This is a genomic window from Vibrio algarum (assembly GCF_028204155.1).
GTDB classification, from domain to species: domain Bacteria; phylum Pseudomonadota; class Gammaproteobacteria; order Enterobacterales; family Vibrionaceae; genus Vibrio; species Vibrio algarum.
The window spans coordinates 151,471-167,459 of the sequence record NZ_JAQLOI010000001.1; the positions used below are offsets into that span (position 1 = coordinate 151,471).

Annotated in this window: 10 protein-coding genes and 4 pseudogenes; all 14 read right to left on the minus strand. The window is 39.8% G+C overall.

The features are described 5' to 3' along the window. Positions 1-56 precede the first annotated feature (56 nt). Complete coding sequence (locus PGX00_RS00805; RefSeq protein WP_272132048.1) at positions 57-1,262, minus strand: aspartate aminotransferase family protein; 1,206 nt, start codon at positions 1,260-1,262, stop codon at positions 57-59. A gap of 373 nt (positions 1,263-1,635) precedes the next feature. Then, positions 1,636-2,214 (minus strand): aminodeoxychorismate/anthranilate synthase component II, encoded by a 579-nt coding sequence (locus tag PGX00_RS00810; protein WP_272132049.1) that lies wholly within the window; start codon positions 2,212-2,214, stop codon positions 1,636-1,638. Positions 2,215-2,339: 125 nt separating this feature from the next. Further along, positions 2,340-4,972, minus strand: a pseudogene (locus PGX00_RS00815) (ExeM/NucH family extracellular endonuclease). Positions 4,973-5,373: 401 nt separating this feature from the next. Then, positions 5,374-6,378, minus strand: a complete 1,005-nt coding sequence (gene trpS / locus PGX00_RS00820; RefSeq protein ID WP_272132052.1) for a tryptophan--tRNA ligase — start codon at positions 6,376-6,378, stop codon at positions 5,374-5,376. A 173-nt stretch (positions 6,379-6,551) separates the two neighbouring features. Continuing rightward, positions 6,552-7,238, minus strand: a complete 687-nt coding sequence (locus tag PGX00_RS00825) for a phosphoglycolate phosphatase (protein ID WP_272132054.1) — start codon at positions 7,236-7,238, stop codon at positions 6,552-6,554. Between the two features lie 149 nt (positions 7,239-7,387). Next, the gene (rpe, locus tag PGX00_RS00830) at positions 7,388-8,062 is read right to left on the minus strand and encodes a ribulose-phosphate 3-epimerase (protein WP_272132056.1); all 675 of its coding nucleotides are present in this window, start codon (positions 8,060-8,062) and stop codon (positions 7,388-7,390) included. A gap of 90 nt (positions 8,063-8,152) precedes the next feature. Further along, positions 8,153-9,009, minus strand: a pseudogene (locus PGX00_RS00835) (Dam family site-specific DNA-(adenine-N6)-methyltransferase). A gap of 63 nt (positions 9,010-9,072) precedes the next feature. Beyond that, on the minus strand, positions 9,073-10,548 hold the full coding sequence (locus PGX00_RS00840; RefSeq protein WP_272132058.1) for an AAA family ATPase: 1,476 nt from the start codon (positions 10,546-10,548) through the stop codon (positions 9,073-9,075). 44 nt (positions 10,549-10,592) lie between these two features. Beyond that, a pseudogene (gene aroB, locus PGX00_RS00845) lies at positions 10,593-11,677 on the minus strand (3-dehydroquinate synthase). A gap of 22 nt (positions 11,678-11,699) precedes the next feature. Further along, entirely contained in the window at positions 11,700-12,218 is a 519-nt protein-coding gene (aroK, locus tag PGX00_RS00850; RefSeq protein WP_272132060.1) for a shikimate kinase AroK, read from the minus strand. A gap of 248 nt (positions 12,219-12,466) precedes the next feature. Further along, positions 12,467-13,498: pseudogene (locus PGX00_RS00855) on the minus strand (type IV pilus secretin PilQ); the annotation flags it as partial. 196 nt (positions 13,499-13,694) lie between these two features. Then, complete coding sequence (locus tag PGX00_RS00860; protein ID WP_272132062.1) at positions 13,695-14,327, minus strand: type IV pilus inner membrane component PilO; 633 nt, start codon at positions 14,325-14,327, stop codon at positions 13,695-13,697. Positions 14,328-14,341: 14 nt separating this feature from the next. Next, positions 14,342-14,878 (minus strand): PilN domain-containing protein, encoded by a 537-nt coding sequence (locus PGX00_RS00865; RefSeq protein ID WP_272132065.1) that lies wholly within the window; start codon positions 14,876-14,878, stop codon positions 14,342-14,344. Then, positions 14,875-15,909 carry a pilus assembly protein PilM gene (gene pilM / locus PGX00_RS00870; RefSeq protein WP_272132068.1) on the minus strand — a complete coding sequence of 345 codons (1,035 nt, stop codon included), beginning with the start codon at positions 15,907-15,909 and terminating at the stop codon, positions 14,875-14,877. Before pilM ends, PGX00_RS00865 begins: the two co-directional genes overlap by 4 nt. Between the last annotated feature and the right edge of the window lie 80 nt (positions 15,910-15,989).

The following is a 15,989-nucleotide window of genomic DNA, read 5'->3' on the forward strand; positions in this document are numbered from 1 at the left end:
GGCTCCTAGACTCCAGTTTGTGACTAGAGACTAGGTACCCAAAGTTCCATTTATTCTTAAACGATTGAAGCGATAGCTTTATCTAGCTTAGCTAACCCTTCTTCAATATCTTTTTTATCGATGACAAGCGAAGGGGTAAAACGAACCACGCTTGCGCCAGCCACTAGAAGCATTAAACCTTCTTTACCTGCTGCAACCAGCACATCACGCGCTCGACCTTGCCACTCATCATTTAGCGCAGCACCGATAAGTAAGCCTTGACCTCTAATTTCAGAGAAAATATTGTATTTCTCATTAATTTTTTCCAGGCCATCACGGAATAGAGCTTCTCTTTCTTTCACTCCAGCAAGTGTTTCAGGCAAACTAACGACATTAACGACCGCTTCTGCTACTGCGCAAGCAAGTGGGTTACCACCATAAGTAGAGCCATGTGTACCAACTTTTAGGAAAGGGGCATATTCATCAGTGGTTAACATCGCTCCAATTGGAATACCGCCACCTAATGATTTTGCAGTACTTAAGATATCAGGCGTTACTCCTAATCCTTCATAAGCATAAAAGGTACCTGTACGACCGTTACCAGTTTGAACTTCATCGTAAATTAGCAGAGCATTGTGCTTATCACACAATTCACGAACAGTTTGTGCAAACTCTTTGCTAGAGGAAACAATACCACCCTCACCTTGAAGCGGCTCCATCATTACTGCGCAGGTTTTATCCGATATTTTGGCTTTAAATGCTTCAATATCGTTGTAATCAAGATGAGTAACATTACCCGGTTTAGGACCAAACCCATCGGAGTAAGCTTCTTGCCCACCCACTGTAACGGTGAAGAAAGTTCGACCGTGAAAACCTTGTTTAAAGGCAATAATCTCTGATTTATCATCGCCGTATTTTTCAGCAGCAACGCGTCGAGCAAGCTTAAGAGCAGCTTCGTTCGCTTCTGCACCAGAGTTGGCAAAAAATACTTTGTCTGCAAATGAGATCTCAGTGAGTTTCTTTGCAAGTCGTAACGCTGGCTCATTCGTCATAACATTACTTAAGTGCCAGATCTTATTTGCTTGCTCTGTGATTGCCTTTACCATAACCGGATGACAGTGGCCCAAACAGCTCACAGCAATACCACCCGCGAAATCGATATACTCATTGCCTTGTTGATCCCACACACGAGAACCAATACCTTTTACAGGAATCATTTCCATTGGGTTGTAACAAGGTACCATCACGTCATTGAACCAATTACGTTCGACTTTACTATCCATTACTTAACTCTCCATTTCCCCGCAGTCGGCCATTTTTAATTTTACAAATGAATTAGCCAGCTGGTGATTTATTCTACTCTTGCATTGTATTAACAATTTATTAACTATTTCAATAGCTATAAATGCTTATTTAACAAATACTGTTCAGCAAGAAAGGCTCATTATTGACGATTTATTCATTATTTAGTCACTGTTATAAATAAATTTTCCCAAAAATTTGCTGCAATAATTACTTTTTACAGCAATTTCATACAGTTTAAGCACAGCAGTGTATTAAACTGCGCATAAATTTTCATATCTGAGAATATTCATTCTAGAGAAAAAAATGTTAAGAAAAGAGATCTTTAGCGAGATAGGGGAAGTAAATATGGCCCTAACGACGTAGGAAATTAGCTAGAAGGTCATGACCTTGATCTGTTTTGATTGACTCAGGATGAAATTGAACTGCATCTATCGGTAACGTTATATGTTGAAAACCCATAATTTCATCAATTGAGCCGTCCTGTTTTTCAGTCCACGCTGTAATCTCAAAACAATCAGCCAGTGATTGTTGATCCACAATCAGAGAGTGATAGCGAGTTACCGTTAACGGATCATTTAGCTGTCTAAATACTCCTTTGTTGTTATGTCGAATTTTAGACGTTTTTCCGTGCATCACTTTTTTAGCGCGAATGACATTCGCACCAAACGCTTGCGCTATAGCTTGATGCCCCAGACAAACACCAAAAATAGGTAACTTACCCGCAAAATACTTTATCGCCTCTAATGAAATACCTGCGTCACTCGGAGTGCATGGACCAGGGGAAATCACAAGGTGAGTAGGATTAAGCGCTTCGATACCTTGAATATCAATTTCGTCATTTCTTATCACTTTTACATCAGCACCAAGCTCGCAGAAATACTGAAACAAGTTATAAGTAAATGAATCGTAATTATCAATGATAAGTAACATAAGGGTCTTTAGGCTATTTTACTAAGGCGGTATTGTGCTACAGGGAAAATGAATGGCAAGAAAAAACTAACAAAAAGAAGGCCAGCATTCATTTGCTGGCCTTTGCTAACCTATAATCAAATGGATTATTTTTTAACATGCTCACGAGATCGAACAAAACCAAAACCAGCTAAACCAATAAGAAGAGCGGCGCCTACACTGCCCCCTTTCATATCTAGTTCTAGTACTGCAGGATCATGATCCGATGAACGATAATGGTCGGCATACTTCGGCAAATCGCCAGTATATTTAGAGCTATACTCAAAGAGAGTCGATTCTCCACCATTAATGTGCCAATCGACAGCATCAACCACTTTGTTTTCTAGTGAATCACTAACCAAAATATGATCCAAAGAGCCAACTTCATCATTATATGAATAACTCCATGCTTCAGGGTGGAATAGAGATACGGCATTAACATAGCCATAGCTCTTATTTACTACGCCACCTTGGTCGCCATACTGCTCTGCACCTTCTATATACGTGTTTCTTGCTGCACGAATATCACGGCCTAGAGTCAACGAATCAAACTCGGTCAATACCAGCATTGGGTCTTCTTTCGCGTAAGAATTCATATCACCTAGAATGACTTTGTGCCCATCAATTTTTTCTAGCGCATCACCTAAAGCAACGGCTGCGGCTACACGAAACTGCTCACATGATCCTTGAAGATCAGCGTCTTTACCACCTTGCCCACCATCTTCAATTGCTGCTGCATCTTCCCAGCATTTAGAACCTTTAGATTTAAAGTGATTAATCGCTACTGTAATCTTATTGTTACCGTGTTTGCCTTTCATCCCTTTCACTTTGAACGTTGGCGCTAACGAATCACGCTGATAGTTCTTTCCATCCTCTATCACTTTATCGTCGGAGTCTCTTACTTCAGGCGCTTGCTGTGAAGGCATAGGAATAACTCGCGATTCCACTAGTTTCACCGCTTTCGGTCGATAGATGACACCCACAGCTATCGAGTCGGTTCCTACGGAATCATTCGCATCTAAAACGCCGTCAGTATTTGAATCATAAGATACAAACGCATACTGATTTTTCCTTTTAGCTATGTGACTGTTCACCTGATCAAGCAGTTGCTTGATTGCTGACTTTTCACCAAAACCGTTGTTTTCAATTTCCATCAGACCAATAATATCGGCATCGAGTCGAAGGATCGCCTGGACGATTTTTTCCTGTTGCAACTCAAAATCTTCTTGCGTTGTTGCACCACGATTGCTCCCAAACTGATTGCTGTCCCCCCGAAAGGTGAATTGAAATAGTTTAAAACGTTAAAGGTTGCGATACGAAGATCGCCTTCATACAGTTCTGGCTCGTCTGTCCGAGCAGATAAATGGATAAAGTTTTCAGCCGTAACGGTATTGGTCACAATCATACGATAGTCACCGTATGTGTAAGCAAGCACACCCTCTAAACCATCTACTCTGTCATTTATTCGAATATAATCTTCCGTAGACCCATCTGAATCGGCGTCTGTTCTGCCAAAATCAGGATAATATGGCACCACACCATCGTCCGCTTTTTCATCTGAGTCGATAAATAAACGATGAATCGCATTCTGCTTAGATTGATTATCGGCTTCTTCAGAGCCTGCTACAAATAGTTGGTTAGGCTGCATATTAGGACGGCCTTGGGCGAGAACCATGTTATTTCTGCGTGAACCATAATCATAACCAAAAGTTCTTGTTACGCGCATATCTAAATCTGAATCAGTTTTCACTAACATCCCTTCGTAACGTTCAAGGGTTTGTTCAAAGTCCCGATCCGTGCTGCGCATTTTTATTGCTGTCGCTTGAGGGATATCTTGTTCTGCAAGCTTAACCCAATCGTTTTTATCTATAGAAAGCTGTGTATTTGAGTAATACTCTTTTACTTTGCCGTAAGCACAAACAACATCTCCGGCAGCGACTTCCGTTGAATCACTATTAGTGAATATGAATAGCCCTTCCGAGGTCTTAGGATCCGCGTCTGCATTCAATGACTGTAAGAAAAAACCTTTTGTAATAGAGCGAGTGACGGCGGTTACAACACCCTTAACATAGTAATTTTCAGTACTACTATAAGATCCCTCTTCAAGTAGTGGCGAAGTATCACCATCCCCTTGAACATCAGATATTGACGTAAATTCTGGTTCTAGCCCATCCACTTTACAATCAAATGCCACTGGCATTTGTAATTCTTCTAGAGAACCTAGATTGGTGATGTCATCTTTATCTAAGGGCTCCCAATCACCAGATGCGTAGCTCGTTGAAGGGTTATAAGAAGAAGATTTTCTTACTAATGTTACATCTTTCCCCCAATTTGCGCCTCCCATAAGGCCAACCACATCATGTACGCTGCGATCGGCCGCATTGAGTATCGCAATAGGGTCATTACCATTGTGATTAATAACCGCGTTATCTGTAAAATCAGTTACCGCCTGGATTTTGTCGTTTGCACGAGAATTTGAAAACACCACCACATCATTTGCAGCAATGGTGACATCATCTAAAGCATATTCTTTAGTCCACTCCCCGCCCCCGTTACTAGAAATGGCGAGAATATACCCTTCTAACGTCACCGAGTCTGATCCGGTATTCGCGATTTCAATCGCTTTGTTATAGCTTCCACCCTCGACATACTGAGAGATAAAAACCTCTGCTGATGCTGAATATGAAATTGCACATACGACTGTAGCTAAAACACTCTTTTTAAAAAAGTTATTGTCCATAATTCACCTCTTAGCTTCCCTTGCAACGATCTGCTCACTGAAAAGCTAATTTTCTTTTATTGTTGTTTTAATTCGTACGACTCGATCGAATTACTAATATTTATGATGTAAACCAATCCTAAATTTACATCGCGAATACTAGAGCAAAGTTCAACAGGGTAATGTGAATGTAATGCTTTACTTTTTTGACAATTCCAAATTTGGAACGAATTTCATTATATTTGAGAAAGCAATCGATAACTTTTTTATAACAATTGAGGCTATTATCAATATTGAGAATAACAATTGGGTTGCCCAATATGATGAGGCTGTGAATAGTAAGTTCTTTAGATACGAAAAAGTCACCATTTAAAGGTGACTTTTTGTTTACGAAATGAAGGAGTAAATTAAACGACTATTACCTAGGGACGAGTAACAAAGCCTACTGCTTCATATACTTTTTTCAGTGTTATTGCTGCGCGTTCAGATGCTTTATCTGCGCCCATCTTCATAACAGAATCTAGGTAAGCTCGATCGTTTCGAATACGCTTGTATTCGCTTTGTACTGGCTCAAGCATAGAGACAACCGCCTCAGCTACGTCACCTTTTAAATGGCCGTACATTTTCCCTTCATAATCAGCCTCAATCTCCGCAAAAGTTTTCCCTGTCGCAGCAGACATCAGCCCCATAAGGTTGGCAATACCCGGCTTGTTTTCGATATCAAACGCAACACGCGGTGGATCTTCAGGGTCGGTTACCGCACTTTTAATCTTTTTAGTAATCGATTTAGGGTCCTCAAGAAGAGTAATCACGTTTTTACGATTGTCATCTGACTTCGACATTTTTTTAGTCGCGTCTTGAAGGCTCATGACGCGCGAACCAACCGTCGGGATATAAGGTTCTGGTACAACAAAAGTTTCACCATAGATATTATTAAAGCGGTTGGCGATATCGCGAGCTAGCTCTAAATGCTGCTTTTGATCACTGCCTACAGGTACTTGCTCTGCCTGGTACACCAAAATATCTGCCGCCATTAATACTGGGTAATCGTAAAGACCAACGTTGATGTCATTCGCATAACGCTTTGATTTATCTTTAAACTGAGTCATGCGATTCAACTCGCCCATTTGAGTGTAACAGTTAAGAATCCAACCTAACTGCGCATGCTCTGGTACATGGGATTGAACAAACAGGGTACTCTTTTCTGGTGTCACACCGACAGCAAGACAAATCGACAATGCATCTAATGTGGCTTCATAAAGCTTTTTCGCCTCTTGGCGAACCGTAATTGCATGCAAATCAACAACACAATATTGGCAATCATAATCGTCTTGCATCTGTTGCCACTGACGTAGAGCACCTAAGTAATTTCCAATACTTAGTTCACCTGATGGCTGAACACCACTTAATACGATAGGTTTGCTCATTCTATGATTTCCTTTACTTACTTATGATCGATAATGAATAGCTTTGAATTTTAGCTAACTACATTGATATTTATGGATGATAACTTTGATATCCAAAAATTATTATACCCAAGTACCTTGCGGTGACTTGGGTATAATCCAGTGTACTCATTGATGAGTATATTTCCAGAGTTTTACGCCAGCTCTGGTAAGATTTCTAATAAATCTGAAAGTTGATCAGCGACAACGTCAGGGTTAGAGTCCGAGATAGATTCACCATGGTTATATCCATACGTTAAACCAAACGAAAAACAGCCCGCATTTTTTGCAGCTAAGATGTCATTTTTCGAGTCCCCAACCATCAACATTTGATCTGCTGAAAATCCGTGCTTTTCGAGTAGCCAATTTAACGCAATAGGATCTGGCTTACGTTTTGGAAAATCTTCGCCACCAATAATATCGGTAAAGAAAGAAGTAATCCCATGTTGTTCCATGATTTCAGGTACAAATTTCGAAGGTTTATTCGTCACCAATGACATTGTATAACCACGTTTTTGCAACTGACGTAATGTGTCGATAACGGTAGGATACAGATGACTTAATTTGTGGCCGCTCTCGCTATAAAAGCGATCAAACATTTCTCGTGCTTTTTTTATCTCATCTGAGCTTAGGTTTTCATCAACATGGATACTTCGGCTAAGACCTCTAGCAATAAGAACATCTGCGCCATTTCCAACCCAATCGCGCACCTGTATTTCTTCTATCGGGTCATAACCCAGTGCTTGTACTGTTTGATCTACTGCTACGGCTAAATCTGGCACACTATCAAGTAGTGTTCCATCTAAATCAAAAGCGATAAATTTTACTTTTTCAAATGACATTTTATTCTCCATAACGAGAGTCATAAATTTTATTACATTAGCCCGAATTACACGTCATTGTTAACTACACGTCATTCCCATGAAAATGGGAATCTCATTGTAATAGATCCCCTACCTTCGTTGGGATGACGAATTTCTAGTTATTTATACTAGCTATTTACTTTCGCTAACTCTGCACGCATTTCATCGATTACAGCTTTATAGTCTGGTTGATTAAAGATCGCAGAACCAGCTACAAACATATCCGCTCCGGCTTCCGCTATTTCACGAATATTATCAACCTTAACACCACCATCTATTTCCAACCGAATATCGCGACCAGACGCTTCTATGCGCTGACGAATATCGCGAAGTTTGTCTAAAGAACTAGGAATAAATGATTGACCACCAAAGCCTGGGTTAACAGACATAAGAAGGATCATATCCACTTTATCCATTAGATAATCTAGGTAGTGAAGTGGTGTCGCAGGGTTAAAGACTACGCCAGCTTGGCAGCCACACTCTTTGATTAACTGAATACTTCTGTCTAAGTGGTCGGTCGCTTCTGCGTGGATAGTTATCATGGTAGCACCTGCTTTAGCAAAGTCAGGAATGATTCTATCGACGGGCTTAACCATTAAGTGCACATCTATTGGCGCTGTAATTCCGTAGTCACGAAGCGCTTTACAGATAGGAGCACCGAAAGTGAGGTTTGGTACGAAATGATTATCCATAACGTCAAAGTGAACAACATCAGCTCCCGCTGCGAGTACTTTTTCGACATCTTCACCTAATCGGGCAAAATCTGCGGATAATATTGAAGGCGCAATAAGAAAATCTTTCATGCTTAGTCTCTTTATAGAATTGGGTGAAATGTGGTCGCAATTCTACCTAAGGAAACCGGGAGATCATAGTGCTATGTGGTCGGATTCAGCTTAGACAAGACTCTTTTTAATCCTGTCATCTGAGTTTTCTTCTGCAGGTTTAAATAGCGCAAAGAGTTCATCCACTTTATTTCGGCCAGCACCGTTTCTGCTGATAGTCCGTTTTACCTGAATGGTATCTAATTCCGCGCCTTTATATAAACGGCGAGTATGCGCTGTATCATGATTCGATATAAGGACAGGAATACCACGCTTTTTAGCTGTACGTTCTGAGATTTCAGCAAGGTTGGCTTGATCGTCTAACGTAAATCCATTACCCGCGTATGACGTGAAATTTGCTGTATTTGATAACGGTGCATAAGGGGGATCACAATAAATCACACTGCCCTTTCGCGCACGCGAAAAGGTATCGGTATAACTTTCACACACGAATGTCGCTTTTTTCGCCTTTTCAGCAAAGAAAATCAACTCTTTCTCGGGGAAGTATGGCTTTTTATAAGAGCCAAACGGAACATTAAACCCCCTTTTTTGTTATAGCGGCACAGCCCGTTGAAGCCAAATCGATTCATATATAAAAAGGCGGTAGATCTAAACCAGACATCATCCGTTGCATTAAATTGCATTCGGATATCTAGATAAAACTCTTTTTTATTACTTTCAGGCTTAAAAAGTCGTCTTGATTCTTCGATATATTTTTCAGGGTCTGTTTTTAGCAGGTTATAGATATTAATCAGATCCTGATTAATATCTGCGAGTAGATACTCTTCATAATCGGTATTCAAAAAAACAGAACCTGCACCAACAAATGGTTCAATTAGTTTTTTTGCTGGCGGCAGGTGGCTTTGTATTTTTTCTACAAGTCCATATTTTCCACCAGCCCACTTAAGAAAGGCACGTTGCTTCTTCATTTACCGCTTAAACCACCCACTATTTTACGAGGTTGCGGACTGTAACACATTTTCAGCCAAGCGTTAATTTGCACGCTCAATTTCCCTGTGTACTTGAAGCATGGATTTAGCCCATGGTTCTAAGTCTTGCACTGCTTGAGGTAACTCAGCTCTTGCATTACGAGCTTCTTGAATAGTGGTAAAGTCTTTATAAGTCACTATAAACCACTGGGTATTACCTCGGTTTGTTGGGTAAATTCTGACGTCTTTGTCTATACCATATTTAACAATAAAGTTTTGTGTCTCACTCAAAGACTGAAGAGCAGCTATTTGCAATGTATAGTTTCGATCAGAGACAGCCATTAGCTCTTGCTTAGAGAATGAGAAAGTGATCAGCGGGGGTGCACCTTCATCTCGTTCAAATTCAGTTTCGGCAACTGGAGGTGCTTGCTCCAATTGAGCTTTAAGAACAGCGTCATCAATAATTTGAGAGTTTGATGTATCACCTTCTAATAAAGCATCAACGACGACCGAAGGCACGACTACTCGCTGACCATCATCAGATTGACCTACGGTTGCTGAGCTATTAGTAATGGCTGGAGGCAAAGAGGATGAATCATCAACCGCACCAGTTTCATCGACCATACCCTGATCAATATTGTCACCATTGACAGACACAGTGGAACGACCATCTTCGTCAGTGTTGATCGTTGGTATAACCGTCTGCTCCACCGGTTGACCATCTATATTGGTCGACTCTTCTATTGTTGGCCCAGACTGGCTAAAGAACCAAAAATAACCGCTAAGAATAAGCAGCAGTAAAATGAGCACCAAAGCCGCTATTTTCATTGGAGAACCAATAATTGAGCGAATGATTATTCGTTTTTCCACTTTACTCTCCCCTAAAGCCATTAAAGAACCAGGTAGCGGCGGCGTTTTCTTAACTTTGTTGCGGACCTTTCTTTTTTCGTCTTCTCCCGGCACATATTTTAATACCAAGAGTTCAATAAACATTTCAACTTCTTTATCTGATAACGGCTCAACCTCTAAAGAGAGAGGCTTCGTCTCTTGCCCATAGCTCAGACGAGATAATACGTTATCCAATCCATTACCTGCAGTAAACAGTACTACATTAATACTCCATTGCGGATTCACTTGAGCCTGTAATACGAGCGTCCATAATTCCGCTAACAATGCCTCACTAAGTAATTGAGCGTCATCGATAACAATAACAACATCACACGGATTGTCTTCAATCATTCGACTGAAACTATCGGCAATTGAGTCGTTCTCATTAAATAATGGATTCGGAACGATCTGATTTAGCAGTATGGTTCTCTTTTGGGCGTCAGTCTGATTAGCATGACACATTACGAGGGATTGATTTTTATCTTGAGCCCACGCCTCTAAATAGCGTTGCGCTATCCAAGACTTACCGGAGTTTTTATCTCCGGTAATATTGGTTAAGTTGGAACCAAATCGCGTTAGTAGTCGTAAACGATCTAGCAATTCAATTTGCGACTCTAAATCTAAAACACGCAACTCATGGGCCAAACTCATTCAAGCTATCCTATTAAATTCAAGTTAATGAACTAGGTAATTAATCAACGTCGACAGAAATCTATAGCCTGCTCAATCTTTTCACTTGGCACATTAGACACGACTTCAGCACAACCAATACCCGTTGGAAGAACAAGGCGTAATTGACCTGAAAGTACTTTTTTATCGCGCATCATATGTTTCATGAAATCATCAAAAGACATCGACTTAGGTGTATGTATTGGTAACTTCGCTTGTTGAAGTATAGCGATTATTCTTTCAAGTTGCTGTTCTGTAATCAAACTTTGAAGATGAGCAGTCTTAGCCGCCATCACAGTTCCAGCAGAAACAGCTTCACCATGTAGCCAATTACCATAACCTAGCTCAGCTTCTATAGCATGTCCGAATGTGTGACCAAGATTAAGCAGTGCACGAATACCAGACTCTTTCTCATCTTGCTCAACAACTTCTGCTTTAATTGCACAACAGCGAGCAATCGCATAAGTAAGTGCTTGCTCATCTTGAGCGTAAAGCTTGTCGATATTCTCTTCTAGCCAAACGAAAAAATCTTCATCATAGATGATGCCATATTTAATGACTTCAGCCATACCTGCCGCAAACTCTCTTTCAGGGAGTGTCTCTAAGCAGTTGGTATCAATAATGACAGATTTAGGCTGATAAAAAGCCCCAATCATATTTTTACCAAGAGGATGATTCACAGCGGTTTTACCACCAACAGATGAGTCAACTTGAGATAATAATGTGGTTGGTACCTGAACAAAATCAACACCACGCTGGTAACAAGCGGCGACAAAACCGACAAGATCACCAACAACTCCACCACCCAATGCTACTAAGGTGACATCTCGTGAATAACTACCTTCTAACAAAAAACTCATCACCGTTTCAAACGTGTCTAGCGTTTTATACTTTTCGCCATCAGGTAGCTCAAGCACAGAAACTTCACAGCCTTGCTTTTCTATAAGCGAAACAACTTTGTTTGCATATAGTGGCGCAACAGTAACATTACTGATAACGACAACTTTTTTGTTAGGGGATAAAAAGAAAAGTACGCCGAGTTATTAAATAACTCGGCGCCGATAGAGATAGGGTAGCTTCGTTCACCAAGATCAACAGTGATCTTTTCCATGGTTTGCTCTCCGTTATTGAACCTAACGTTCTTCTAGCATTTTTACGATTTGATTTGCTACTACTTTAGCACTTTGATCGTCGGTACGGACAGTATAGTCCGCCACTTCTTCATACAAAGTATTACGTTCACCAGCTAGCGATTCCAAAACTTCTTTTGGGTCATCGGTTTGCAGTAGCGGACGTTTTTTGTCTCTGTTGGTACGTGCTAATTGTTTTTCGATTGTTGTCTCTAGATATACAACAATGCCTCGAGCAGATAGACGATTACGGTTATCTTTACTTTTAACCGAACCACCACCTGTCGCTAGAACAATACCTTGTTGTTCAGTCAGGTCATTAATAACCGTTTCTTCGCGTTTGCGGAAACCATCTTCACCTTCAACATCAAATACCCAAGCGATATCTGCGCCTGTGCGTTCTTCAATAACTGTATCTGAGTCTAAAAACTCCATATGCAGTTGCGATGCTAGGTGTCTACCTATTGTACTTTTGCCGGCACCCATAGGGCCAACAAGAAAAATATTACGTTTCTCAGCCATGTTCAGCAATTAATTTACAACGTTAATTCAATGACATTGCCACTCGTTAGGTTGCTATTTATATTTCAGCGAACTTCATTGGTGACACCGATTCCTCACAGTACTGTCGTGATAAGACCCGAAATTATCTAGATCTGCTGCCCTTAATGCAACCTAATTTTTCTTTGTTTTCCTTATTTCACAAATAACCAAGTATAAGCGCCGTTCAAAGAAAGCAATTAAAGCATTTAAAATCAGATAATTAGACTCTAATTATCTACTATTGTAGGTGTAACAAAGATAAGCAATTCTCTTTTCATTTCGTTTTCATAACTACGTTTGAATAAGTTTCCAAGGACGGGGATGTCACCAAGTAACGGTACTTTGTCAATTGAACGGATATTACTTGTTTGAAATATACCGCCCAAAACCACCGTTTCACCATTTTTTACGATGACCTGTGTATCGATTCTTTGTGTATCAATAGCGACAGCTTCCCCTGTTCCCGTTTTTACGATTTGACCCGGCCTATCTTGGGTCACTAGTAAGTCGAGAATAATTTTGTTGTCCGCGATCATTTGTGGCGTCACCTCTAAACTCAATACGGCCTTTCTAAATCTAACTGTTGCCGCTCCACTTTCACTCGATTCTAAATACGGTATTTCTGTACCTTGTTCGATATACGCTGGCTTTTTGTTCATCGTAAGTAATCTTGGACTTGAAATTACTTCTGCCCTCGATTCCGATTGCAGTGCAGAAAGCTCCAAATCAAGCAAAGTTGAAGAGCTCAGTTTGGCAATTTGAAATGCAATGCTAGAGGCATTCTCCGACGTGCTACCAAGATTAACATTTAGATAGTCACTAATATCGGTTTCGGTTGAACCATCAACCCTTAATTCATTACCAGATATCCCATCGATTGATCCACCTATGGTCAAATTGTTATTTTTTGATGATATTCCCCAACGAACGCCAAGCTCTTCTATATCTCCCTCATTGATGATGGCTATTCTTGCTTCAATTTGTACCTGTCGAACTGGAACATCGAGTCGACGGATGATCTCCATAATCTCCTTTAGGTTTTCTGGTTGCTCTTTCAAAATTATTGTATTGGTTCTTTCATCAAAGGCTAAGCTTCCTTGCTCGCTAAGTAATCTTCGGCCACTATTTTTTTCCAGCAATTGAGCAATACTGCTTGCATCCGTGAAGCGCAATGTAATGTACTCAGTTTGAAGCGGGTCAAGGGCATTAATTTCTTTAGGGTTAAATTCTACGGGACGACTATTAAAGCGCTTGGCTTCAACTTCACTATTACTCTTAATCGAAGTCGATTGGATAATGTCAGAGGTTGAAAAAGGGTCTCGTTCTTTATTAAAGCGATAGCTCTCTAAGGTATTCTCAACCTTAATAGCATTCATTTTGGTTTCTTCAGCACTTGCTTTCGCTAAGTAATGGACTTGAGTACCGATTACCAGTAACCCCAAAAGTAAATAGCGCTTATATTCGTTCATTGCTACTTTCCTTTGACCTATGTAGGAATGTAAATGCTGTGATTGTAGCTTTCAGCACCTCACTATTATTTTGTCTCTTTTTCAAATTGAAATTATCAAGAATGACAACGTTTGGTAGTTCAGTTATCGCTTGTGAAAAGAAAATGAAGTCCCTGTATTGCCCTCTTAATTCAATATCAATTGGTATCCTATCTAAGAAACTAAAAGGCTCTTTTTTACCCCATCGGATGTGAACAATTTCGATATTTTTCTGTTTGGAAATTTGAGTAATGGAGGCGATCAATGAAGTAAGAGATTCTTCTAATAAAAGAGTATTTAAAAATTCTTTTAATTGTCTGCTCTGACTTTCAATGCGCTGAATTAAAGGCGGTATTGCTTCTAATTGTTTATTTTTAAGGGCAATCGTTATTTCTGTTTCAGCATTGAGGGCCTCTATATTTTCAAGTTGATTCATTTTGGGTAGCACCAAAAGCCAACAGGTCACAGCTTGAACAAGAATAGAAATAAGAACGAGCAATAAAGCCTGAGAATAGAATGGCCAACGCACTATATCCTCTAAATCTAGCTGCAATAGTTTATTAATATGACCATTCTGATCTACTTCCCCACTACTACTCACTGAAACAACCCTGTTCATAACAGACGAAACGACAAAGAAAAATCATGCAAATCAGGTCGTTGACTATTTGACGTAATAGAATCAATTTCAACTTTAGAGATCGCTGCATCGTTTTTCAGTACATCAGCAAAGGTGTTTATAAATCTCATATCGGTACTTGTGCCTGTTAGCACTATTTTGCTACCGAGAATATTCAGTTCATTTAAAAACAGATCATTTGGAACCAGTGAAGGCAATAAACTTAGTGTATTAACGACAACGTATTTACTTTGCTGTATCTGTAAAATTGTATTGATATTTTCACTAGAAATTTGTTGCTGTTTCTGCAAATTGGCAAGTTCAACCAACCCTTTATTAAGCAGAATATGGGCCTCTTCGGTCTGTTGAAGTAACAATCGGCTATCAAGTATTACAGACTGATAATGTCGGTAGACGTAAATTTGAACCAACAGAGTGAAAACCGCCGTCAGTAACGCCAATTTAAGAAAACGCCTTTTAAGCTCTCGCCTTTCTTCCTCTCTCCATGGAAACAAATTAATTCGGTTCATCATTGTGCCTTTCTCCAGATATCGAAACCAACCGCTATCCCAATTGCTTTTTCAAATCCAATAGGGAACGTTTCATCTTTATGAAAACCAAGAACGTCATAGATAGCTAAAGGAGATACCTCTATTTTTCTCGGGGAGGACGTGACAGGAAAGTCGAGCTTTTCTAGTTGTTGAGCTATCGATATACAGAGGTTATCTACATTACTATCTTCAGTGCTCAACCAGACCTTACATACGTCGATTCCATCTTGGTATATGAGATTAGCATCGAGCTGCTTTAACAGATTTTTTCCAAGTTGCTGAAGAAAAATTTCACTACCGAGTTCTTCCAAGGCAGATAAACCTGCAGATAAGGTTTTAACGTAGGGAGCAGAGTCTTGATTTTGACAACAAAAGATTGTAGTTGTCTCTGCAACATAAAGTAAAAAGTGCTTAATTTTTACCTCATGGCCCAACTTGTTTACTTTCGAGCAATTAAATCTTGCATATTTCGACGGTTTTTCAAGTAAACACAATAACGATATTAAACTTTGAGATTCACTGTTGATGAAAACAGGTTTAAACGCTGCTTTTCTCAAGGCGCTCACTCTACTTTCAATCAGCTCACGGGGAGTGGCATAAACCCTATATTGAGAGGTTGATGACTTCGTTGTATTTTTGTCATCGATTTTTAGAAAATCAATGCAAAGATCTTGTATAGGTATAGACGATTGCATAGATAATGCTTGCTCAATAGAATATTGAATCTCTGTCGCCGATAAGTTCGAATCAATTGAAATTTCGCTAGTAAATACAGCATTATCTGGAATAACAACGGCCACTTGGGTACAAAATCTAGGCAGCTTCTTCTTAAGAATTTGAAGTTTCTTAACAATTTCTTGATAATTAAGCTGATTATTATCAGAAAATAGAGCACTTTTAGTAATGATTTCTTGATAAGACTTTAGAATAACTCGCTTATTATTTAGACTTAGTACTGCGGCTTTCACATACCAAGTACCAATATCAATACCTATAATCAGTGACTCGGCCATTTTTTATCTTGCTCCATTTATAGATTTTTCTTGGGTGAAAAAATAATTATGAGGCAGTAGCTAAATGCCATGTGCTAAGC

Excerpts from the sequence above, each read along its gene's own strand:
- PGX00_RS00840 (WP_272132058.1), bottom strand. The coding sequence starts at position 10,548 with ATGAGTTTGGCCCATGAGTTGCGTGTTTTAGATTTAGAGTCGCAAATT.
- PGX00_RS00810 (WP_272132049.1), bottom strand. The coding sequence starts at position 2,214 with ATGTTACTTATCATTGATAATTACGATTCATTTACTTATAACTTGTTT.
- aroK (WP_272132060.1), bottom strand. The coding sequence starts at position 12,218 with ATGGCTGAGAAACGTAATATTTTTCTTGTTGGCCCTATGGGTGCCGGC.
- pilM (WP_272132068.1), bottom strand. The coding sequence starts at position 15,909 with ATGGCCGAGTCACTGATTATAGGTATTGATATTGGTACTTGGTATGTG.
- PGX00_RS00805 (WP_272132048.1), bottom strand. The coding sequence starts at position 1,262 with ATGGATAGTAAAGTCGAACGTAATTGGTTCAATGACGTGATGGTACCT.
- PGX00_RS00825 (WP_272132054.1), bottom strand. The coding sequence starts at position 7,238 with ATGTCATTTGAAAAAGTAAAATTTATCGCTTTTGATTTAGATGGAACA.
- PGX00_RS00865 (WP_272132065.1), bottom strand. The coding sequence starts at position 14,878 with ATGATGAACCGAATTAATTTGTTTCCATGGAGAGAGGAAGAAAGGCGA.
- rpe (WP_272132056.1), bottom strand. The coding sequence starts at position 8,062 with ATGAAAGATTTTCTTATTGCGCCTTCAATATTATCCGCAGATTTTGCC.
- trpS (WP_272132052.1), bottom strand. The coding sequence starts at position 6,378 with ATGAGCAAACCTATCGTATTAAGTGGTGTTCAGCCATCAGGTGAACTA.